Source organism: Halomonas sp. 141, assembly GCF_002810305.1.
Taxonomy (GTDB): Bacteria; Pseudomonadota; Gammaproteobacteria; order Pseudomonadales; family Halomonadaceae; genus Vreelandella; species Vreelandella stevensii.
This window is the reverse complement of record NZ_PINZ01000049.1, coordinates 1-20,913: the sequence shown is the minus strand read 5'-3', so window position 1 is coordinate 20,913 and position 20,913 is coordinate 1. Positions and strand designations below refer to the sequence as shown.

General features: G+C 55.6%; 17 protein-coding genes and 2 pseudogenes. 12 read left to right on the top strand and 7 right to left on the bottom strand.

Annotated elements, in window-relative coordinates; translation table 11 throughout:
• Window positions 1-64 precede the first annotated feature (64 nt).
• The 3 genes from CWI66_RS18415 to CWI66_RS15320 all read left to right on the top strand — a co-directional run bounded on the left by CWI66_RS18415 (window position 65) and on the right by CWI66_RS15320 (window position 3,224).
• The gene (locus CWI66_RS18415) at window positions 65-730 is read left to right on the top strand and encodes a hypothetical protein (protein WP_232710939.1); all 666 of its coding nucleotides are present in this window, start codon (window positions 65-67) and stop codon (window positions 728-730) included.
• A gap of 155 nt (window positions 731-885) precedes the next feature.
• On the top strand, window positions 886-1,332 hold the full coding sequence (locus tag CWI66_RS18410) for an ATP-binding protein (protein WP_229800894.1): 447 nt from the start codon (window positions 886-888) through the stop codon (window positions 1,330-1,332).
• A gap of 68 nt (window positions 1,333-1,400) precedes the next feature.
• The gene (locus tag CWI66_RS15320; RefSeq protein WP_026001905.1) at window positions 1,401-3,224 is read left to right on the top strand and encodes a copper resistance system multicopper oxidase; all 1,824 of its coding nucleotides are present in this window, start codon (window positions 1,401-1,403) and stop codon (window positions 3,222-3,224) included.
• Between the two features lie 34 nt (window positions 3,225-3,258).
• Here the strand turns inward: CWI66_RS15320 and CWI66_RS15315 are convergent, their stop codons facing one another.
• Window positions 3,259-4,515: an ISL3 family transposase gene (locus tag CWI66_RS15315; RefSeq protein ID WP_016915532.1), complete on the bottom strand. Its 1,257-nt coding sequence runs from the start codon at window positions 4,513-4,515 to the stop codon at window positions 3,259-3,261.
• 201 nt (window positions 4,516-4,716) lie between these two features.
• On the opposite strand from CWI66_RS15315, the gene CWI66_RS15310 reads away from it, so the two are divergent.
• The 3 genes from CWI66_RS15310 to CWI66_RS15305 all read left to right on the top strand — a co-directional run bounded on the left by CWI66_RS15310 (window position 4,717) and on the right by CWI66_RS15305 (window position 6,866).
• Window positions 4,717-5,361, top strand: a complete 645-nt coding sequence (locus tag CWI66_RS15310; protein ID WP_016915533.1) for a copper resistance protein B — start codon at window positions 4,717-4,719, stop codon at window positions 5,359-5,361.
• A gap of 132 nt (window positions 5,362-5,493) precedes the next feature.
• On the top strand, window positions 5,494-5,910 hold the full coding sequence (locus CWI66_RS18070; protein WP_156808516.1) for a hypothetical protein: 417 nt from the start codon (window positions 5,494-5,496) through the stop codon (window positions 5,908-5,910).
• Window positions 5,911-6,149: 239 nt separating this feature from the next.
• On the top strand, window positions 6,150-6,866 hold the full coding sequence (locus CWI66_RS15305) for a MauE/DoxX family redox-associated membrane protein (RefSeq protein WP_229800895.1): 717 nt from the start codon (window positions 6,150-6,152) through the stop codon (window positions 6,864-6,866).
• Between the two features lie 338 nt (window positions 6,867-7,204).
• On the opposite strand, the pseudogene CWI66_RS15300 reads toward CWI66_RS15305, so the two are convergent.
• The 4 genes and pseudogenes from CWI66_RS15300 to CWI66_RS15285 all read right to left on the bottom strand — a co-directional run.
• Window positions 7,205-7,633: pseudogene (locus CWI66_RS15300) on the bottom strand (transposase); the annotation flags it as partial.
• Between the two features lie 989 nt (window positions 7,634-8,622).
• A complete protein-coding gene (locus CWI66_RS15295) occupies window positions 8,623-8,817 on the bottom strand; it encodes a DUF2933 domain-containing protein (protein ID WP_016915536.1) in 195 nt (64 codons plus the stop codon).
• Entirely contained in the window at window positions 8,814-11,318 is a 2,505-nt protein-coding gene (locus tag CWI66_RS15290) for a heavy metal translocating P-type ATPase (protein ID WP_016915537.1), read from the bottom strand. Before CWI66_RS15290 ends, CWI66_RS15295 begins: the two co-directional genes overlap by 4 nt.
• A 79-nt stretch (window positions 11,319-11,397) precedes the next feature.
• Window positions 11,398-11,931 carry a Spy/CpxP family protein refolding chaperone gene (locus CWI66_RS15285; RefSeq protein WP_100732168.1) on the bottom strand — a complete coding sequence of 178 codons (534 nt, stop codon included), beginning with the start codon at window positions 11,929-11,931 and terminating at the stop codon, window positions 11,398-11,400.
• A 682-nt stretch (window positions 11,932-12,613) separates the two neighbouring features.
• Between CWI66_RS15285 and CWI66_RS15280 the strand changes: the two genes are divergently transcribed.
• From CWI66_RS15280 to cls, 6 genes are all read left to right on the top strand, one after another.
• Window positions 12,614-14,218, top strand: a complete 1,605-nt coding sequence (locus CWI66_RS15280) for a multicopper oxidase family protein (protein ID WP_096921763.1) — start codon at window positions 12,614-12,616, stop codon at window positions 14,216-14,218.
• 81 nt (window positions 14,219-14,299) lie between these two features.
• The gene (locus CWI66_RS15275; RefSeq protein WP_081137396.1) at window positions 14,300-15,160 is read left to right on the top strand and encodes a F510_1955 family glycosylhydrolase; all 861 of its coding nucleotides are present in this window, start codon (window positions 14,300-14,302) and stop codon (window positions 15,158-15,160) included.
• Between the two features lie 18 nt (window positions 15,161-15,178).
• Complete coding sequence (lgt, locus tag CWI66_RS15270; protein WP_081195060.1) at window positions 15,179-16,009, top strand: prolipoprotein diacylglyceryl transferase; 831 nt, start codon at window positions 15,179-15,181, stop codon at window positions 16,007-16,009.
• Window positions 16,006-17,046, top strand: coding sequence for a L,D-transpeptidase family protein (locus CWI66_RS15265; protein WP_100732167.1), 1,041 nt, complete (start codon window positions 16,006-16,008; stop codon window positions 17,044-17,046). Before lgt ends, CWI66_RS15265 begins: the two co-directional genes overlap by 4 nt.
• Window positions 17,047-17,178: 132 nt before the next feature.
• Complete coding sequence (locus CWI66_RS15260; protein ID WP_100732166.1) at window positions 17,179-17,928, top strand: ferric reductase-like transmembrane domain-containing protein; 750 nt, start codon at window positions 17,179-17,181, stop codon at window positions 17,926-17,928.
• Window positions 17,925-19,403 carry a cardiolipin synthase gene (gene cls / locus CWI66_RS15255; RefSeq protein WP_100732165.1) on the top strand — a complete coding sequence of 493 codons (1,479 nt, stop codon included), beginning with the start codon at window positions 17,925-17,927 and terminating at the stop codon, window positions 19,401-19,403. The genes CWI66_RS15260 and cls overlap by 4 nt, the downstream gene beginning before the upstream one ends.
• A 550-nt stretch (window positions 19,404-19,953) precedes the next feature.
• Here cls and nadS read toward each other — a convergent pair.
• Window positions 19,954-20,223 (bottom strand): NadS family protein, encoded by a 270-nt coding sequence (gene nadS, locus CWI66_RS15250; protein ID WP_083844211.1) that lies wholly within the window; start codon window positions 20,221-20,223, stop codon window positions 19,954-19,956.
• Between the two features lie 27 nt (window positions 20,224-20,250).
• A pseudogene (locus CWI66_RS15245) lies at window positions 20,251-20,913 on the bottom strand (ISL3-like element ISPpu12 family transposase); the annotation flags it as partial.

The window sequence follows — 20,913 nt, the reverse complement described above, 5'->3', positions numbered from 1 at the left end:
GTCTTCTTGGTCATGAACACCTCCATTGCCTCCATTATGAGGCTTATCGGGGTGTCCGCTCCAATTGGACCACTTCACCACGTGGCTATTGCACGGGATCTTTTTACAGAGCCTGGCAAGGGATTTTTTAGGTGAACGCTTACAACGTGAAGCAAACCACGCGGTCGCGCAGCTAGAGCAAGACCAAACGGCTGTACCGACTGCGCTCGACTCGGTTAGCCAAGGCTATCAAGTCTTTCATCATCTCTACGTACTCCGTTTCAATGGCTCGGTCAGCGCTTCTGACCCGCAATGGCAGCAACAGCTGGCTCCGTTGCTAGATGAGAGCGGCGATGCCCTAATAGATGTGAATCGCGGAACACAGCACATGCTCGTCTATCGCCGCCATTTTGAGTGGCAGGGCACGCAGGGTGTGCTATTGGTGGGCGAGGATTTTTCCCAAGTAGAATCAGGGCTTGCAACTTTACACTGGTGGGTCGGTGGGATCGCCGCCGTGCTTTTAGGGATGCTCATCATACTCAACATGCTAGCGGTTAACCGTGGACTCATACCACTCTGGCAACTGCGCCAACAACTTGAAGCATTGCGATCAGGCAAACGTGATCGCTTGTCATTAGTAGCCCCTTCGGAGCTAGATGAATTAGTCGACCAGTTGAACTGGTTCATGGACGACATTGATCTTCGTCTGAAGCGCTCGCGAGAATCGGTCGCCAACCTATCACCGCATTAAAAACACCGCTGGCAGCCGTTACTCAAGTACTGCGTGGCAACCGGCCTATTGATGACAACCGGCGCCATAAACTACTCAGCCGTATTGAAGACATTAACGCCCAGTTGGATGCGGAGCTGCGTCGTTCACGTATTGCAGGCCCTAATGTGGGACGAATGGCCAACGTTACTCGTGATAGCTTACGGCTGATTGAGATGTTCCGTAGCCTCTATCCTGAGCGTATGTTCGACCTGACTCACTCAGCACGTGAGGAAGAACAAGTTCCCATTGAATCTCACGATTTTTCAGAAATATTAGGCATCGTGCTTGATAACGCAGGAAAATGGTCGAGCAGGCGCGTTCTTTGCGATATTGCAGTCACTGTAACTGCACTTACGCTAACTATTGATGATGATGGTCAGGGCGTTGCAGAAGAGGAACTTTCACGCCTGGGAGAGCGTGGTACACGACTGGATGAGCGCCGTCCTGGCTACGGCTTAGGCCTTTCGATTCTTGCACAGTTAATCGTCCGCTACTCAGGTCACTCTCAGTTTGAACGAAGCCCACTGGGTGGTTTACGAGTGACGATTGCTTTGCCCTTGACGGCTGAAGTGGTCAATTAATCATCATTCAGCTTTGATTCAGCTTCTTCCATCAAGATGGTGCTATTCACCATTGATGGGAGTTACACATGGCACGCTCAAGTATCATTTCTCACCCTCTTTCTCGTCGGCAAGTGTTAAAAGGAGGCGCTGCCTTAGGCTTAGGTTCTGCTGCAGCAATGGGGTTAACTCCCGCCTGGGCAAACCCCTGGGGCCGTACCAACGTCTATGCTCAGGGCGTTGAAGAAGGGCCCGAGGTATCGCTGGCGATCCGCCGTGAATCGTTGCCTATTGACGGACAAGAAGCCCAACCAATTACCATTAACGGTACCAGTCCTGGCCCGCTGATTCGTTTGAAAGAAGGTCAAGACGCAGTACTGCGTGTCACCAACCTGCTGGACGAGCCCACCTCCATCCACTGGCATGGTCTCATTCTACCGCCGGAAATGGATGGTGTGCCTGGCGTTAGCTTTGCAGGTATCGCCCCTGGTGAAACCTTTACCTACCGTTTTCCCGTCCGTCAGAACGGTACCTACTGGTACCACAGTCATTCCGGTATGCAGGAGCAGCTTGGCCATGCAGGGCCATTGATTATCGACGCTGCCGAGCGTGAGCCTATCCGTTACGACCGTGAGCATGTGTTACTGCTCACCGACTGGACTTTTGAAGACCCGATGTCGGTGTTCCGTAATCTGAAAACCATGGAAGGCTATTACAACTTCCAAGAGCGCACGATTGCTGACTTCTTTGCCGATGTTCGTAACAACGGTTTTGCTCAGACCGCTGAAATGCGCGGCATGTGGGCTCAAATGCGCATGAGTTCGCGGGATATCGCCGATGTCACCGGTAGTACTTATACTTATCTTCTCAACGGCTATTCTCCTCAAGAAAACTGGAATGCCTTGTTCAAAGCTGGTGAGCGGATACGACTACGCGTGATTAACGGCTCAGCCATGTCTTTTTTCGATGTTCGTATACCTGGCCTGAAGATGACCGTGGTGGCCGCTGATGGACAACCGGTGCAACCCGTTCCTGTTGATGAGTTCCGTATTGGCGTGGCTGAAACCTACGATGTGCTGGTTTCACCTGAAGACGACCGGGCATACACCATCTTCGCCGAAGCCATGGATCGGAGCGGCTATGCACGCGCCACGCTAGCTCCACGTGAAGGCATGCAGGCGGAGATTCCTGAACGCCGTCAAATTGCAGACCGCGGTATGGAAGCCATGGGTGCCCACGGTATGGGCGGTATGGATCACTCCAACATGGCGGGGATGGATCACTCTGGCATGTCCAACATGTCGGGGATGGATCATTCCAGCATGGCTGGGATGGATCACTCCGGTATGTCCAACATGCAAGGCATGGATCACTCTACTATGGGGGGGATGGCAGCCGAGCAGGCCAAAATAGGCGCAAATGGTTTGCTTCTCGCCGGTGAAGCTCAGCCGGGCTCTCGCTATAACCAGGCGGGAATCGGCATTGATCCTGACGAACGACGCGTATTGGTTTACCGGGATCTCAAAGCGTTCACACCATGGCCTGATCGCCGTGAGCCAGGCCGTGAGCTTGAGCTGCACCTGACCGGCAATATGGAGCGTTATATGTGGTCGTTCGACGGTAAGAAGTTTAGCGAAGTGACCGGCCCTATTCATTTTGAGAAAGATGAGCGGCTGCGCCTAATTCTGATTAACGACACCATGATGGAGCATCCTATTCACCTCCACGGTATGTGGATGGAGCTAGAAAACGGCCAAGGGGAATTGATACCACGCAAACACACCCTAAATGTGAAGCCCGGTGAGCGCGTATCTGCGTTGATCACCGCAGATGCAGAGGGCAGTTGGGCGTTCCACTGCCACCTTCTCTATCACATGGATGCTGGCATGTTCCGCGTTGTTCAAGTTTCTTAAGGAGGCAGTATGAAAATTAAGGTTCTTCGTCACTTCATGTGGATTTGGCCTGATCGAACAGGCGGCCCACCGGGCTGCCAATCAGGTAGATCATGGCGATGAAGTTGGCCTCGTTACGGTAGCCGCGAGCGCGTGACCTTGCCGCCTGGAAAAGGCCGTTCATCCCTTCCAGTCGTGCGTTCGTCAGTCCCGAGATCCAGCGCCTAACCACCGCATCGGCATGGCGCTCCAGCGTTGCCAGGGCCTTACCCATCGGCGTCAGGAGAGGCTTCTCCGAGACTGCCGCCTTCGTGACCTTGAGATAGTTCGTGATGCGCCACCGGGCCGCTCTGGGCGTTGAGGCCTTCTGGACCCAGCGTAGCTTTTCCTTGATGATCCAGGCATCGGCCGTGGCGCTCTGATCGGTCACCAGCTCCTGGAGCGCCGCCAGTTGCTTGGGTGTCAGGTTCTCGTTGTCCAGGCTCTTCAGCAGGGCCCAGCGCAGCGACCTGGGGTGTCCCTGCTCCCGGCGCTCCTTCTTGCGCACCTCGTCCAGCCGCTTGGTAAAGGTCTGCACGATATGAAACCAGTCAACCGTGACCTCGGCCATGGGAAGATGCTCGGCCACGCCGCTGAGGAAGGCTTGTGACATGTCGCACACGACCTCGACCACGTTGTCCGGGTCGCCGCCGTGCGCCACCAGGAAGGCGTGGAAGGCCTCGATGGCCTCCTTGCCGTGGCCGGGGACGGCGAAGATCACCGGTTCCTGTTTGCGCTGCATGTCGAGAAATACCGTGACGTAGCGCTGACCGCGCCGGGAGGCGGTTTCGTCGACGCCGACGGCGGCTATATTGCTCAGATTCAGCTGCTCCAGCATCCGGCCGACGTAGTGGTGCACGATGCGCCACAACCGCTTATCGGAGATCTCCAACTGCCGGGAGACAGCCAGTACCGGCATCTCCTTGACCAACGACATGGCGGCCTGCTCGAACAGCAGGGTGAAGTCACTGCCCGGCCGCGCCCAGGGCACTTCGATGCGCTTGACGCCATGCTCGGGGCACCTGGTGCGAGGCACGCGGGCATGCAGGTAACAGTGATGCTGGAAGAAATTCAGGTGCCGCCAGATCTTGTCAGCGAAATCGTGAGCCGGACAGGCCTGGCCGCACTCAGGACAGGAGTAGAGGCTGCCTCGCTCGGCCTCGACATAGAGATCCAGCCGATGGGGCGATACGGAAGTATCCAGGTGCTGATCCTTGAGAATCCAGGGCGCTTGCAGGCCCAGGCCGAGAGTCAGAATTTGGGTGCCGTCCATGTCATACCTGCTGCCGTTGTGGAGACTATATTCTGGCCTGGCTCAGGGAATGAATTCCACACTCAGCGTCGAAGAGCCAAAATTAAGCGCTACTTAACCCTCGCCAGCGCCGCCCTTGGCATGGCCGCCGCCACGACCGCTCAAGCCGAAGATGGCTATGCGGCACCAGACAGTTGGCCAGCGCCCACTGAGGAACATAATATGGGTATGGCACTGTTTGATCGGCTCGAATATAGCGTGCCTGATAAAGGCCCAGAAGCCGTGGTATGGGACTTTCAAGGCTGGTACGGCGGCGATATCAACCGCATTTACCTAAAGTCAGAAGGCGAAAATGTCCAGGGCGACGGCGAAGATGCTGAGTTTGAGTCTTTGGAACTACTCTATAGTCGTTTAGTGGCTGATTTTTGGGAGTTACAGGGGGGGATCGGTTATCAAGGCGGTGTTTTCTCCGATGATCACGCTGAACGCACTTATGGGGTTGTCGGCCTGCAAGGCGTAATGCCCTACGGCATTGAAACCGACGTGGCATTACAAGTGAGTGAAGATGGCGACGTGGCCGCCAGTTTTGAAGGCGAATACGATCTGCGCCTGACTCAGCGGCTCTACCTACAGCCGCGCACCGAAATTGCCGTGGCCGCCAGTGAAGTTGAAGAATTTGGCGTGGGCGAAGGCCTTAACTCGGTTCGTGCTGGCCTACGGCTAGGCTACGAAGTGACCCGACGCTTCGCCCCCTACATCGGTGCCTATTGGGAGAAAGAATACGGCGACACTGCAGATCTCTCCCGAGCCAGTGGCGACAACACTGAAGATACTGGAGGTGTTGCCGGTGTTAAACTAATGTTCTAACGACTCTGACAGTGTGTAACTTTTAACGTCACCAAATGGTGGCGTTTTTTATTATTTTTTATTTTTATATTCAGCTTCATTTCAAAAACCCCAGCTAATATAACCATGTAACCAACCACTGGAGTAGTTATCATGAAAGTTAAATCAATTCTCTTTGGAGCGCTTGTAGCTAGCATTCTTTCAACGCCTGCATTGGCTAACTATGGGACGACCATCCAAGATTTGCCACTACTTGAAAGAGGCGTCTCTTCTACACAATTGCTGGCCCAAGGCCAATCAAAGCGTTTCAATATTAACATTCAACAAGCGACTACGCTGAAGATAGCAAGTGAGCACTTCCCAGGCGCAACCAGCACTGGTAACCGTATCTCTGCTGTGCTTTACAATGCAGCTGGACAGCAGGTGGCAGAAGCATCCAGCCCCCGTGGCCATTTTGAAATGGTTCGCCAATTGCAGCCAGGTAATTATCAGCTTGAAGTAACAGGTAATGCATTGGGAGGTACTAAAGAAAAGGACAATAACCGCTATGAGTTACATGTTGACTATTAATATATAGTCAATGATTTAAAATATAGGGCCAGCCTTCATGCTGGCCCTTTTATTTAGCAGGCATGTCTATCGTTGCATAAGCCTATTTGTAACCGTAGCTAGAATATTAAAATAAAAGAGTAGGGTGTGCTTGCCTGTGTGTGGCACATAGGTTCTATGCTTTTAGTTAACATTACTTTTTTAGCAAAGGAGGCACAATGCCAAGGTCAGCACCCACTACCTCTGCACGGGTTTACCGGATGAAAACCGCCGAGCATATGTGCCCGTTCGGTTTGAAAACGCTTGATCTACTCAAGCGTAAAGGCTTTGAAGTTGACGATCACACGTTAACCTCCCGTGATGAGATAGACGCGTTCAAGGCTCAAGAAAACGTCGACACTACGCCCCAAGTGTACATCGGTGATAGCCGCATTGGAGGCTATGAAGAATTACGCAAACATTTGGGAATGAGCGTTTCCAATTCAAAAGAAAAGACTTATCGGCCCGTGCTGGCGATTTTTGCCGTCGCACTGCTAATAGGTCTATCTATTAGCTGGGCCGTACAGGGTTCGTTACTCACAGCGCGTATGCCGGAATATGCAGTGGCTGCCGCTATGGTGCTACTTGGCCTACAAAAACTGCAGGATGTCGAAAGTTTCAGCAATATGTTTTTGAACTACGATTTGCTGGCTCAGCGCTATGTGCCCTACAGCTACGTTTACCCCTACGCCGAAACACTAGCTGGCCTGCTCATGCTGGCCGGGGCATTAACCTGGTTTGCCGCGCCGCTTGCCCTATTTGTTGGTACGGTAGGTGCCGTCTCTGTATTTAAAGCCGTGTATATCGACAAGCGGGAGCTGAAGTGTGCCTGCGTCGGCGGAAACAGTAATGTGCCGCTGGGCTTTGTATCGTTAACTGAAAATCTGGTAATGATCGCCATGGGTCTGTGGATGCCATTACGCATGTTGGTAGGTTAAGCCTACCTCTCTTACACCAAAGCATAATCTGGGTCAGATAATTAACTGGACTATATCCAGGTTGTATTCAGTTAATTCAACCAGACTTGCGTAGCACTTATCCCGCCTTATTCATGAGTGTGCTGATTGAGCATCGCGAAGCCCCAGGTTGCTGGCACCGACTCCCAGCAGCCGTATTTGCGGTGTGAGTACCTGCCGATATATACCCAAACAGTACGGTTTCTTTGTTGCTATATAACCTTCAGTAATCGATTCCGGCCATCAGGCAGGGCAGCCGTGATCGCCAGCCATCGTGATGGCCGCCTTGCGCTTGGATCGGTTGTGATATCAACCGTGTATCAGCTCAGTGCGGTCAGCTTCGGTAGCCCCTTAAGCAAGGTGGGCCACCATTTGTCAGCGGCATCGCCAAGGTGAACAGTGATGCGCCGGGCGTGTAGCGAGATAGTGGACGCGATCTTGAGCACTTGCTCGCGCATCCGGCTCAGGCTCCAGCCTTGGTGGGTTTGCCGCTCCAGGAGGCAGCGCAGTCCATGCAAGACCTGGTAGGCGTAGAGACTCAGTAGCAGACTCACTTCGTTGCGGGCCATCACCTCTTGAACGGTGGAAGCGCCGCGGTCGGTCGAGGAGAGATGCACGTCGAGTGCTGATTTCACCTCGCCCATGTGCGCCTCGGCACTACCGCGCTTACGGTAGAGCGCCAGAACCTTCTCCGGCGGCCAGTCGAACTGGCTGAGATTGGTGACCAGGAAGAAGGCATGCAGCAGTAGTGATGCGGCAATATCGATTTCAAAATAGTCCCTTATTGTACGGCAGGCACTATCTACGGCTGAAGTGACTTGCCCTTTACCCACAAAATCGACAATCACGTCCTCCTCTTTGTCAATAAGAGCATCTTTAACTAGTGATTGGCGAAGGTAGATGTCACGAACAAGAGCGCTTACGCTACCTTGATGCTCATCCCGCTTCGCCTCAGGAAGACGACGGAAGTCTTCGCCCAACGAGGCACTACGCGGCGGAGTAGGCAGAAAAAAAGTTATGAAAGGCCTATGGTAATGCTTAACCATTTTCATCAATTGGGGCTGAGTGGGTGAACGGTCACCCGCTTCATACGCTGCCAACATTTCTGAGCCGGTCACTCTCTTTCCGCCAAGGGCTAGTTTGCTAGCCGCCTCCTCGAGGCTTAGGCCAGCAGTTTCTCGAGCCCACTTGAGAATTTATGGATTTGCTTTGGCCATGTCTAGTCCTAACCCCACCGGTATTTTGGGTGCCGGTACGTACATAGTGAATGAATCAGCTTAGCTCTTTAGAATAGAGGATATAAAGAGGAGGACAGCGTGTTTTCCCGCATAATTCGTTATTTTGGCAATTCGGACGCGTCAGCATCTAGTTGGAATTGCCATCATCCAGCATTAGCACTACGGTTGCCAAGGAACAGAGCGAGAAACCTGAATATTTTGGCGATCATGATTTAGTAACTGGCCGGTTGCTTGCTAGCTTATGCCCATGCAGTTTGGGTAGTAGGGCAATGGTTATTTCCTTCTTGTTAAATTAAGTATTTTTTTTATTTGTTTTTATTTTTTCTATCTATATTCAAATCCAGGATATTGAGTAGTACCTATGCTAGTCCAGCAAAATCTATATATTTAAATAGCAGGTGGTCACTACTTGGCCACCTGTCTCTTTAAGGAAGACTGAAGCTAGTACTGGCTATATTTGATGCCGAAGACATCGATTTCATGAACGCAATGACGCTGGCTCACTTCTCATCCTTATTTCTTTGATGATGACCGAAATGGCGATGCATGAGGAAATGCATGCCAAGACAGAGTGTCAGGGGAAGCAACAGCCAGGCCCCAGTGCCCAGTGACTGGCCGCGCCACATTAGAAAGAACATGGCCACGCCCATAATTACTAAGCAAGCAGTCATCATCCAGTGGTGAATGCGGTTCATTTGGCGTCTCCTTGTGGGTTGTTTGTGGCGAAGCGCCGCTTGAGTAGCAGCGAGTTGCCAATGACGGAGAGAGAGCTTGCGGTCATGGCGATGACGCCGATCATCGGGTGCAGCAGACCAATCGCGGCGATGGGAATGGCTGCCACGTTATAAGCGCTGGCCCAGATCAGGTTTTGGACGATTTTGCCGAAGGTGGCGCGAGATAGGTGCATGGCCTCCACCACCCCGGTCAGCTCGCCGCGCACCAGGGTCACGTCGGCGGCCTCGATGGCCACGTCCGCCCCGGCGCCGATGGCGATGCCCACGTTGGCCTGCTTCAGCGCCGCGGCGTCGTTGATGCCGTCTCCCACCATGGCCACGTGGTTGCCGTGCTTCGCCTGCAGGGCGCGAATGGCGTCGACCTTGCCCTCCGGCAGCACCCCGGCCTGGACCTCATCGATGCCGACCTCCTCGGCCACGGCCCGGGCGGCACGCTCGTTGTCGCCGGTGATCATCACCACGTGCAGGCCCAGCGCATGCATGCCGCGGATGGCCTCGACCGACTCCTCCTTGAGGGTATCGGCCACGGCCACCAGGCCCAGGGCCTGGCCGTCGGCGGCCACGATCACCACGGTGCGCCCCTTCGCTTCGAGCTTGCCCATGGCGTCATCCAGGGCCTCGAGGCCGGCCACGCCTTCCTCCTCGAGCAGCCGGCGATTGCCGATCAGCACGCTCGCGTCGCCCACCCGGCCCGAGACGCCGCGGGCACCGGTGGAGCGGAACTCGCTGACCTCGCCGGGCGTCACATCGCGTTCCTTGGCACCGTCGACAATGGCCCGGGCGATGGGGTGCTCCGAAGCGTTCTCCACGCTCGCCGCCAGGGTCAGCAGGCGCGTCTCCTCGACGCCCTCGGCGGCCACCACCTCGGTCAGCGTCGGTTCGCCGCGGGTGATGGTGCCGGTCTTGTCCAGCACCATCACCTTGACGTCCTTGAAGGTCTGGATCGCCTCGCCGGAGCGGATCAGAATGCCGCGCTCGGCACCGATGCCGGAGCCCACCATCAGCGCCGTGGGCGTTGCCAGGCCCAGCGCGCAGGGGCAGGCGATGACCAGCACCGCCACGGCGGCCAGGATCGCCAGCACCGGGGTGGCGGCCTCGGGGTTGACCCAGGGCAGGAAGGTCGCGCCCCAGTCGAGGATCGGGCGCAGGGCATCCGGAATGAGCAGCCACGCCGCCAGGCTGGCCAGGGCGATCAGGATCACCGCCGGCACGAAGCGGCCGGTCATGCGGTCGGCGAACTCCTGGATCGGCACCCGGGAACCCTGGGCCTGGTCGATCAGGCGCACCACTTGGGAGAGAAAAGTATCGCCGCCGACCCGGGTCGCCTTGACCCGCAGGCGCCCCTCCTTGTTGATGGTGGCGCCGATCACGCTGTCGCCGGGGCTCTTGTAGACCGGGATCGATTCACCGGTGGCGATGGACTCGTCGAGATGGCTCTCGCCCTCGACCACCTCGCCGTCGGTGGGGATCTTGTCGCCGGGGCGCACGATCATGATGTCGCCGGGCGCCAGCTCCTTGACCGGCACCTCGACCTCCTCACCGTTGCGCTCCACCCGGGCCGTCTTGGCGCCCAGGGTCAGCAGGCGGCGAATGGCCTGGGAGGCGCGCCCCTTGGCCAGGGCCTCCAGGTAACGCCCCAGCAGGTGGAAGGTCATGATGGTGGCGCCCATCTCGATGAACGAGGTCATGGGGGTAATGAAGCCGACCAGGCCGATCAGGTAGGGCGGCAGGCTGCCCATGGAGATCAGCACGTCCATGTTGAAGGTGCCGTTCTTCAGCGAGCGCCAGCTCGAGCGGTGCGTGGCGGCGCCGCCGTAGAGAAAGATCACCGGGAAGGCCAGCAGGGCGACGATGGCCAGGTAGCCCGGGATCGGCTGCCAGAACATGTGCGGCATCATCAACAGCATGATCAGGGTGGCGGGTATGCCGGCGATGATCAGGCGCTTGCGCGCCTGGGCGAGGTAGGCCTCCTCGATCTCGGCGTCGCCGTCGCCCGCCTCCTGCTCCTCGGTCTGCACGGCGGCCACGTCATAGCCGGCCCCCTCGACGGCGCGCTTCAGCGCCTCACCATCGGGGCCACCGGCCTCGATGGTCACACTGACGCGGTGGCTGGCGATATTGGTCTGGATCTCGCCCACGCCATCGAGGCGTTCGAGCGTCTTGCGCACGATGCCGGCGCAGTGGTCCGAGCCCATGCCGGGCACCGTCAGGCGAATCTGCTGCTGGCCACCACCGCTGACGGCGGCCACGTCATAGCCGGCACCCTCGACGGCTCCCTTCAGGGTGTTGCCGTCGGGTCCGCCTTCCTCGACCGTCACGCTGACATGATGGTTGGCGATATTGGTCTGGATCGTGCCCACGCCATCAAGGCGTTCGAGCGTTTTGCGCACGATGCCGGCGCAGTGGTCGCTGCCCATGCCGGGCACCGTCAGGGTGATCATGTTCGGGGTCGAATCGGACATCGTGTACCTCCTGCTGGCGTTGATGAGAGAACGGCCAGGGTTGGCCGTCCGTCCTAATGCCTACGCAGTGACATCTCGGTCAGTGGTGGGCGTCGTGGTCGTCAGAATCGACGCCGCTCTCGGGTGTGGCCTGCTCCAGCTGTTGGCGCTGCTCGTCGCTCATCAGGTCATGCATGGCATTTCGCATGCGCACCATCTCGGCCATCATCTCACCGTGCAACTCGGCCATCTGTCCGTGTAGCGCCTGAACCTCATCAGGGTCTGGGCGATCGCCGTGCATCTCCGCCATCAGGTCGTCGCGTAGGTTCATCATCCGCCCCATGCGTTCGAACTGGGCAGGTCGGTGCTCCTGCATCAGCTCACGCATCTCGCTGCGTTGATCATCATCGAGCATCAACATCATGTCCATGCCGGCGCCGCCCATCATCGGGCAGGGCATCATGCCGCCGCCCATCATTTCCCCCATCATGCCGGAACCCATGCCGCCCTCCATCATGGAGCGTCCCTGGCCCGCTTGGTCACCCATCATTCCCTGGGCGAAAGCAATGCCGGTACCACTGGCTGCGAGGGCCAGGGTGAGTCCGAAGGCGAGAGTGTGCTTGCGAATATCCATGGTCGTTCTCCTTAGCGACAGGCCTATATCAGCGACAGGCCTATATCAAAGGCCGATGCCTGAAGTATTGAGGCTATGTGTAGCACCTAGGTCAATTCTCAATATGGCATTCAGGCATGCCTAAGGCATCTCAGGGCGTGAAAGTAGGCAGTTTGTTGACCTGTATCAATTTTGGTAATTCGGCAACCTGCCTGCTGCACTTGGGTTGCGTGTGTCTGTGAAGCCATGAAATACTCTTAATATCCTCCACTCGATAGTGATTACTTCTTTGTCATGAATTGCTCCGCTTTTAAATGGCTGCTTTGTTTGCTGCTAAGCCTTGCCTTGGCGCAGCCATTGATGGTCATGGCGATGGATCATCATGAAGATGAACCTTGTCTGTTCACTGACATTGATCTAGCCAGTGGAGCGATCGACGTTGTTGGGTCTGTCAGCATTGGCGACCACGATGCCTCTCATATGGCAGAGTGCTGTATGCCCTGTGCTCAGTGTGCGGTAAACCTAGCGCTGCTTATCGAAGACGCAACCTCCGCCACGTCGACCTTGCCTCGTTATTTAGTCAACTGGTCACCGGCTCCACGCGCGCTCCTTGATCGCCCTCCTCGCGTTTAAACCTTCATCGCTGAACGTTCAGCTCGCCTATGGCGGGCCAAGATGATGATTTTAATCACGAGGAATAGCCATGAAACGTCGCGAATTTCTTCGCTACACCACCCTGGGTGGTATCGCACTCTCTGGGTCTGGCCTATTGGTTCACGCATTGGCCGGACGACATACCCAGGCGTTACCAACAGCCCTGCTGGATAACGCTAGCATCCCTGCAGGACAACCCCTTCAACCATTGCCTCGGATTGCAAACTTGAGTGATCAGGTTGGGCGCTTTCAAAGTGTATTAACCCCCGCTGCCCAAGCGGTGCCAGTGAGCGATGGGCTTGAGGCTAAGTTGTGGCTCTACAACGGCAAAGTGTTGCCATTGATTGAGGTGCGCGAGGGGGATGAGTTAGATATTACGCTGATAAACGAGCTTGAGCAGGAAACGACGCTGCACTGGCATGGGGTGCCGGTGCCCCAGTCGCAAGATGGGGCACCCTGGGAAGCCGTATTGCCCGGAGAGTCACGACATTATCGTTATATCCTTCATAGGGGGAATGCAGGGTTACACTGGTTCCACCCCCACCCACATGAAGGTACTGCGCGTCAGGTAGCTCATGGTTTAGCGGGTGCATTGTTGGTCAGGCCCCGGTTAGACGTGTTGCCCGCGGAGGTGGAAGAGCATTTGCTAGTGGTCAGCGACCTGCGCCTGAATATGAATGGCGAAGTGGCGCCCCATACCAGCGAAGATTGGATGAATGGACGCGAGGGGGAGCTTCTGTTGGTCAACGGCCAACGCGAGCCACGTCTTGATGTGGCGCCGGGCACTACTCTGCGGCTGCGGCTGGTCAACGCCTGTGCTGGCCGGTACTTGCGTTTACGCTTGGAAGATCACGAGTTGACCCTGATCGGTACCGATGGCGGGCTGATCGAGCGACCACAACCACTCGAAGAGTTGCTGCTCACCCCGGGTGAGCGGGTCGATCTGCTAGTACGCATCAGCGAGAAATCTGAAAGGAGTTTTGAGCTGGCGAGTCATCCCTATACACGTGGTTGGATGGGGGCTAAGCCGGCACATCTGGACGAGATTGCTTCGCTATTATCGATTCATACCCTAAATACTGGCGTATACCCCGCCGTCGCGTTACCTGACCCCTTGTCCCATATCGAACCCCTAGGCGAACCAGTGGTGAGACGTCAAGTGGAACTGACCGAGGTGATGCCAGACCATGACAATCACGGTGCGGTGAATGGCGATCCGCATGCCGGCCACGGCGGCAGTGACAGCCATCACGGAACCCATGGGCCGGGGCATGGGGCGAGTCACGCTAGCGACGATGATAGAGCGGTTCGACCCAAGGTGGATTTTCTGATCAACGGCCGTGCCTTTGCCATGAACGACGTCCTGTTTGAGGGGCAGGTTGGCGAGGTAGAGGAGTGGGAAGTCTTCAATAACTCCCATATGGATCACCCCTTCCATGTGCATGGCACCCACTTTCAGGTGATCGCTACCCGCGATGCTGACAGGGAATGGCGAGACGCGCCCTGGCTGGCCTGGAAGGACACCGTCAACCTGGCTCCTTATCAGCGTCTCAGGCTGCGCATGGTGTTCCTCAAGCCCGGCGATTGGCTGTTCCACTGCCACATCATCGAACACGAAGAGCTAGGCATGATGGCAACGATCCGTGTGAGTTGAGCTTGCCTTGTTTTGCTTTGGCGTTGCGCGTTGGCTTTGCGTGGTGCTTGTCCACCTGACGACTGATAAGGACGTGATGTCATGACCTATTATCGCTGGCCACTCGCCGTGGCCTTCCTGCTTACCTTGCTTTCAGGTTGCTCCCGAGAACCGAGTAGTATCAGTCTTGAGCAACTGCGAGAGCAGACCCATATTCACGGCCTGGCCGTCGATCGAGCGGATAGCGAACGACTATGGTTGGCCACCCATCATGGCTTCTATGCCGTTGGTAGTGATGGAATGGCCCGCCGGGTCTCGGAGGAGACCCATGACTTCATGGGTTTTGCTCCTCACCCGGAAGAAGCCGAGACCTTCTTTGCCAGCGGCCACCCGGCCAGGGGTGGCAACCTCGGCGTGGTTAAGTCCCGGGATTCAGGCCGCAGCTGGTCACAATTAGCTATCGGCGTTGATGGCCCGGTGGACTTTCATCAGATGACCATCAGTGAGGCCAGTCCCGACGTGCTCTATGGGGCTAATGGTGGCCAGCTCCAAGTCAGCCAGGATGGTGGAGCCAATTGGCAGATTCGCGCCCAGGCGCCGGCCGGGCTGATTTCACTGGCTGCCTCGAGCCGTGATCCCGAACAACTCTATGCCGCCACCCAAACCGGGCTATTGATGAGTCCTGACGGAGGCGAACGATGGCGACAAGTATACCCTGAGCGTCGCCCTACGAGCCTGGTGGTGGCCAGCCAAGGAGAGCTTTACGCCTTCATGATAGGGGTAGGCTTGCTGAGAGTTGGGGAGGGCAGCCGGGATTGGGAGGTAGTCAAGCGTGGCTGGAAAGAGCGCTATCTGATGCATCTGGCGCTGGATCCGCACGACTCCCAGCGTTTGGTGGCGGTTGATGACCTCAATCAACTGCTGATCAGTAATAACGGTGGGCGCGATTGGTCGCACCTCTAATGAATTGGGAGATACCACATGTTGCAATATCCCCAGATTGATCCAGTGGCCATCAGCCTCGGCCCGTTCGCGATTCACTGGTATGGCCTGATGTATGTGGTGGGCTTCGGCGCCGCCTGGTGGCTTGGGCGCCTTAGAGCTAATCGGCTTAAGCTAACCCACGATGACATTAGCGACCTGATCTTTTACTCCGCGGTAGGCGTAGTGGTTGGTGGCCGGTTGGGCTATGTCCTGTTCTATGGAATAGAACAGTTTATGGCCAACCCCTTATGGCTGTTCAAAGTTTGGGAAGGCGGTATGAGCTTTCATGGTGGACTGCTCGGGGTGCTGGCGGCGACGCTATGGTTTGCGCGAAAGCATCGGCTCGGCTTCTTTGCCCTAACCGACTTCATCGCACCACTGGTGCCGATCGGTCTTGGTGCAGGGCGAATCGGCAATTTCATCAATCACGAGCTGCCGGGGCGCGTCAGCAACCTGCCCTGGGCGATGCCGTTTCCCCACATGGGCCCAGAGCCACGACACCCCTCTGCGCTTTATGAATTCGCCCTGGAAGGGGTGGTGCTGTTCGTGCTGCTGTGGTGGCTTTCCGCTGAACCGAGGCGGCGAGGTCTGATCTCTGGTCTTTTTTTGCTGCTGTACGGCGTGTTTCGCTTCACAGTTGAATTCGTGAGGTTGCCGGATGAACACATCGGCTTCCTCGCGTTTGGCTGGGTCACCATGGGAATGCTGCTGACTGCCCCTATGATACTGGTCGGCATGGCGCTGATCACCTGGTCGCGCCAACAACCGGTGGATAATCATAGCCAACCCGGTTTATATCTGCGCCGCCGAGAGAGGAGGACACAATGATACTATCGCTTGGGCACTCCAACACCATTACTGCCATTATTATTAAAACGGGGCTAGGGGCGTTGCTTATCGCTACGCTGCTGAGCACTTCGCCTGTGCTTGCTGAAGACGTGGGGGAGTGGCCGCAGGGCCACTACAGGTTGCCTGAGTACGGTGACCTGATTGGTGAGGCCTATAAGGTAGTGGTAGACAACGAGGCGGATACGCTCCTCGATATCGCCCGTACCCATAACCTGGGCTACGAGGAAATCCGTCGGGCTAATCCGAACGTCAGTCTTTGGGTGCCGGGCGTCGGAACAGAAGTGGTCGTGCCAGCCCAGCACATCCTGCCCGATGCCGAGAGGACTGGCATTGTAATTAACATCGCCGAGTTGCGTCTCTATTATTATCCGGAGGTAGGCGAAGGTGAGGTGCCCCGAGTCGAGACCTATCCGATCGGCATTGGTCGAGACGGCTATGACACCCCACTGGGAATTACCACCACTACCATGCGGCTTGAGGATCCTGCCTGGTATCCGCCACGTTCCATGCGTGAAGAAGCGGCGGCGCGGGGCGAATCAGCACCCGCCGTGGTGCCGCCAGGTCCCGATAACCCACTCGGCAAGCATGCCATCCTACTCGATATACCTGGTTATCTAATTCACGGTACTAATGATCCAGACGGCATTGGCATGCGCGCTAGCCGTGGCTGCATACGCATGTTTCCGGAAGATATTAAAGCAATATTCGGTGCTGTGCCTTTAGGTACTCAGGTTAATATCGTCGATCAGCCCATCAAGGTCGGCTGGGACGATGGCACTGCGTTTGTGCAGGTATATCAGTTTCTTGGAGATCAGAATCACGGCATACAATCACTGCTTGAGACGCAGCCGATGCTCAATCAGTACATCGTGGATCAATCGGTAAATTATGCACAACTCCAAGAACTGCTGGAGAGATCCGACGGTCAAGTAGTGCCCATCGATACGCCAACTCAGGATGAGCTTCTAGAAGAACAAGCACAACCCTTGATATTGCTTTATGAGGTGGGTCTTTAACGCTTTCATAAGGGTGTTTGGGATGCTGAGAAAAGTCAGCCAAGCTTCCCAGGCACCCGAATAAAGTCGATATTAATCATATGTGAAATAGGGTTAGCCTTGCGATGAAGTGGTGTCTAGGTATGAAAAAATATGAACCATCACGTTATAGCTAAAAAAGTCAGTATGTCGACTAGGCGTCATAGAATTGGAAGACATTTCGTTGTTGTACTGATTGGTGCCATGACAGCTTATCTTTTTTGGTTGAGCCGAATGGAGTGGGACGCTGAGATGCGCACTTGGCGTGCTTTAGGCGATGCTGCTTTTATCCTGTTATTTGTCACCATGGTGATAGGCCCTGTGGTGAAAATATGGCCTAGGCAATTGAGCTTTCTTGTCAATTGGCGGCGAGCCTTCGGGATCTGGTTTGCGATCTTTGCCTCTGTGCATGCTTTTCTAGTGTGGGATGGCTGGGCACGGTGGTCGATTCGTGGATTTTTAGGCTATCAGGAGCTGCCTTTGGCGGGGCTTTCAGGCCCGGTTCTTGTGGATCCGGGGTTCGGGCTTGCGAATATGGTCGGGTTAGTCGCCCTCTTTTTTGGGCTCGTCCTGTTTGCCATATCATCCGACAAGGCCATGCGCTTCCTGGGAAGCTCAACATGGAAGCATCTTCAAAATTATGCCTATGTGGTTTTCTATCTAGTTGCTCTTCATGGAATCTACTTTCTCTTCCTACATTATGAGCTGAGTCTCAGGAATCTAGTTTTCCAGAGTGGGGTGTCTGGGCCCAATTGGTTTCGGTTCTGGTTTGTAAGGCTCGTGAGTATTGTCTTTACCGTTCAGGTTGCGGCAATGATAAAACTGATTTTACAGCGAAGAAAAGGTGGTTTAGGGGGAGCATGAGCGATGAAAGGGAAAAGCCGGGGGCAGTAACGCTGCCCTCCAGGCGACGTCGATTCTGGCGTCGTTTACTGCTCGTGGTGGGAGTTGCTCATCTGGTTGGGTTTGTGTCGTCACTGGATGCGATGATGTCGAGCCGTACCTCTCAGGGAGCTGTGGCCTGGATCGTTTCACTAAACACATTGCCCTATGTGGCGGTGCCAGCCTACTGGGTGTTCGGCCGCACGAAATTCCAGGGCTATGTCTCTGCACGACGCGACGAGAACTCGGTGTTGGGGCAGGCGCTTGCTGAAAAACTGGCCGAGCTGCGGGCTCATGGGGTTTCGGATGAACACGCTGACAAGCATCTGGTGGGTGTCGAACAGCTGGCCAAGCTGCCGTTTCTAGGTAGCAACCGGGTGGAACTGCTGATCGACGGTGAGCAGACCTTCGAGAGCTTGTTTGCCGGTATTGATGCTGCTGAGCGCTATCTGCTTGTGCAGTTTTATATCGTTCGGGCTGATGCAGTGGGATTGGCGCTGCAGGCACGGCTGATTGAGAAGGCTAGGCAGGGCGTGGAGGTCTTCTTTCTATACGATGAAATTGGAAGTTATGCGTTGCCGAGCCACTATCTCCAGACGCTGGAAGAGGCGGGTGTTCGAGTACATCGCTTTCATTCTACGCGGGGGACAGGTAATCGCTTCCAGCTCAACTTTCGCAACCATCGCAAGATAATGGTGGCCGATGGGGAAAGAGCTTGGGTCGGTGGATTCAATGTTGGCGATGAATACTTGGAAGGCCACCCACGAATTGGCCCGTGGCGTGATACCCACCTAATGATTGAGGGGCCTGCGGCCTTGGCGCTGCAGCTGGTGTTTCTTGAAGATTGGCACTGGGCGACTGAGGAAATCCCCGAGCTTCCCTGGTCACCGCTAATTCCAAGCGGCCATGGTACACCGGTGCTCATTCTTCCGAGTGGGCCCGCAGACCGATTTGAGACGGCTAGTCTGATGATTCAACAGGCAATTCACGCCGCGCAAGAGCGTATCTGGATATCCAGTCCCTACTTTGTGCCAGATGAGGGGGTGCTGGCGATGCTTAAACTAGCCTCGTTAAGCGGAGTAGAGGTGAAAATCCTGATTCCCGAACGTCCAGATAACCTTCTAACCTACTTTGCGGCCTATGCCTTTCTCGATTCGCTTCTCGAGGCGGGGGTCGAGGTCTATCGCTACGAGGGGGGCTTCTTACATGGCAAAGCCTTTTTGGTTGACGAAATCGGTGCGGCAGTGGGTACCGTTAACCTCGACAACCGCTCCTTTCGACTCAACTTCGAGGTGACGGCGATGGTGATGGACGCCGACTTTGCCGCCGAGGTTGATGCGATGTTCAAGGCGGATTTCGCGCGGGCACGGCAGATGCAGCCAGAAGAGATCAGCGATAAGCCGCTTTGGCATCGGGTGGCGGCTCGAGCGGCCTATTTGTTTGCGCCGGTCTTATGAGTGTGCTTGATCACTCTATTGCCCGCTGGCCTGTGATTTTGCATTCAAGTCTTCGCTTTGGAGTTTCAGGCCATGATGAAAGCCCCTCGTGCAATACTCAATCCAGATAGTAAACTTCAGGCAACCTCTCGGTTTTAAGCTGAAATAAAATGAACAGTTGAAGAAAAGGTAATGCGATTCACCGAGTTGGCTCGGGCTGGTGTGGTAACTGTACGCCATTAAACTCGTTAGGGTCTGGTACAACCGTAACGAGATCTGTGCAACGGCTGTTGACTCTGTGACGAGCAGGCTATTGGACGCCTCCGATTCGTTGACTGCGCAGATTCCCTAGGAGAGGGTCTTAGTTAATGAAGAAGATATTGTTGCGCAGACCAAGACAACCTTACGGTGGTTGACAGTAGTATGTAGCTGGCTGAACAAGGCCATTGCATTCGCATGCGGATTCAAGGGCTTCAGGTGATGGCGCAATTTTTCCGGGAGTGCGCGTCTAAGAATGCGCTTTTCACACTCACGTCAAATTACCATTATTCTTATGTCAGGAAAGTAGGTGTTAGTGTGAAGCAATTTCATTGAAAAAGTCTGGGTTATTCCGAATCGTCGCCAGTACCTTAGCGGCTAGCCCCGTAGGATTATTACGTTTGCCTTCCCAGCTTTTGATCGTATCCACGCTGGTTCCCATTGCGCTGGCAAATTCCGCCTGAGAAACATTGAGCTTGGTACGAATGGCTTTTACATCGGCTACTTCATGGCGTGCTGTGCGGCTAGCCTCAGTGTTGCCCTGATTAATCTGGGTATACGGATTTAATGGTTGATGGGGCACCTTCACCCCATCAATCTGATACCACCCTCAGATGGTTGATAGATCGACTCCGTAGTTGAGTTCCTCTGCGAAGTCCGGCAGTCCGTAACCGATGGTTTTCTTGTAGAAAGGAGAGACCTTCGCAGTCGGTGCCTTCTTCTTGTGCTTCGTGGTGTAGAGCATTCGTGCCCGCATCACCTCGAAGGAGTAACCGCGCCCTTCACGGTTCTTGTCCTTGGCCAGTCGGTTGATGGACTCCGTGTAAGCGTTGGTGACGGGCATGTCCGTCTCGAAGTAGGTCATGGTCTCTTCGCGCCAGTTTCCCACTGCCCTGACCAGATCGCTCCAGACTTCCTTTTGGCCCTTCGGGATGGTGGCTATCCACTCGTCCAGGGCGGCTTCTGCCTGGAGCCGTGTGGTGGCGTCCCAGATGCCGTAGAAGCGCTCCTTGTGCTCGTAGGCGGCCAGCAGTTGCGGGAACGCGCCTGTCCAGGTCTCCATGATGAGGCGCTCCCGGTCTGAGACTTCGTGAGCGCGTTTCAGCAGGATTTTCCGGTCTCCCTTGAGAGTCCGGCTCTGGGACGGTTTCAGCTCCTTTCTGAGGCCCTTGCGCACTCTCTCTAGGGCATCGTTGGCCATGCGCACCACATGGAACTTATCGACCACGATACGGGCCTGGGGCAGCACAGCCTTGACCGCTGCCCGGTAGGG

Excerpts from the sequence above, each read along its gene's own strand:
- CWI66_RS18410 (WP_229800894.1), top strand. The coding sequence starts at position 886 with ATGGCCAACGTTACTCGTGATAGCTTACGGCTGATTGAGATGTTCCGT.
- CWI66_RS15320 (WP_026001905.1), top strand. The coding sequence starts at position 1,401 with ATGGCACGCTCAAGTATCATTTCTCACCCTCTTTCTCGTCGGCAAGTG.
- CWI66_RS15315 (WP_016915532.1), bottom strand. The coding sequence starts at position 4,515 with ATGGACGGCACCCAAATTCTGACTCTCGGCCTGGGCCTGCAAGCGCCC.
- CWI66_RS15310 (WP_016915533.1), top strand. The coding sequence starts at position 4,717 with ATGGGTATGGCACTGTTTGATCGGCTCGAATATAGCGTGCCTGATAAA.
- CWI66_RS18070 (WP_156808516.1), top strand. The coding sequence starts at position 5,494 with ATGAAAGTTAAATCAATTCTCTTTGGAGCGCTTGTAGCTAGCATTCTT.
- CWI66_RS15305 (WP_229800895.1), top strand. The coding sequence starts at position 6,150 with ATGAAAACCGCCGAGCATATGTGCCCGTTCGGTTTGAAAACGCTTGAT.
- CWI66_RS15295 (WP_016915536.1), bottom strand. The coding sequence starts at position 8,817 with ATGAACCGCATTCACCACTGGATGATGACTGCTTGCTTAGTAATTATG.
- CWI66_RS15290 (WP_016915537.1), bottom strand. The coding sequence starts at position 11,318 with ATGTCCGATTCGACCCCGAACATGATCACCCTGACGGTGCCCGGCATG.
- CWI66_RS15285 (WP_100732168.1), bottom strand. The coding sequence starts at position 11,931 with ATGGATATTCGCAAGCACACTCTCGCCTTCGGACTCACCCTGGCCCTC.
- CWI66_RS15280 (WP_096921763.1), top strand. The coding sequence starts at position 12,614 with ATGAAACGTCGCGAATTTCTTCGCTACACCACCCTGGGTGGTATCGCA.
- CWI66_RS15275 (WP_081137396.1), top strand. The coding sequence starts at position 14,300 with ATGACCTATTATCGCTGGCCACTCGCCGTGGCCTTCCTGCTTACCTTG.
- lgt (WP_081195060.1), top strand. The coding sequence starts at position 15,179 with ATGTTGCAATATCCCCAGATTGATCCAGTGGCCATCAGCCTCGGCCCG.
- CWI66_RS15265 (WP_100732167.1), top strand. The coding sequence starts at position 16,006 with ATGATACTATCGCTTGGGCACTCCAACACCATTACTGCCATTATTATT.
- CWI66_RS15260 (WP_100732166.1), top strand. The coding sequence starts at position 17,179 with ATGAACCATCACGTTATAGCTAAAAAAGTCAGTATGTCGACTAGGCGT.
- cls (WP_100732165.1), top strand. The coding sequence starts at position 17,925 with ATGAGCGATGAAAGGGAAAAGCCGGGGGCAGTAACGCTGCCCTCCAGG.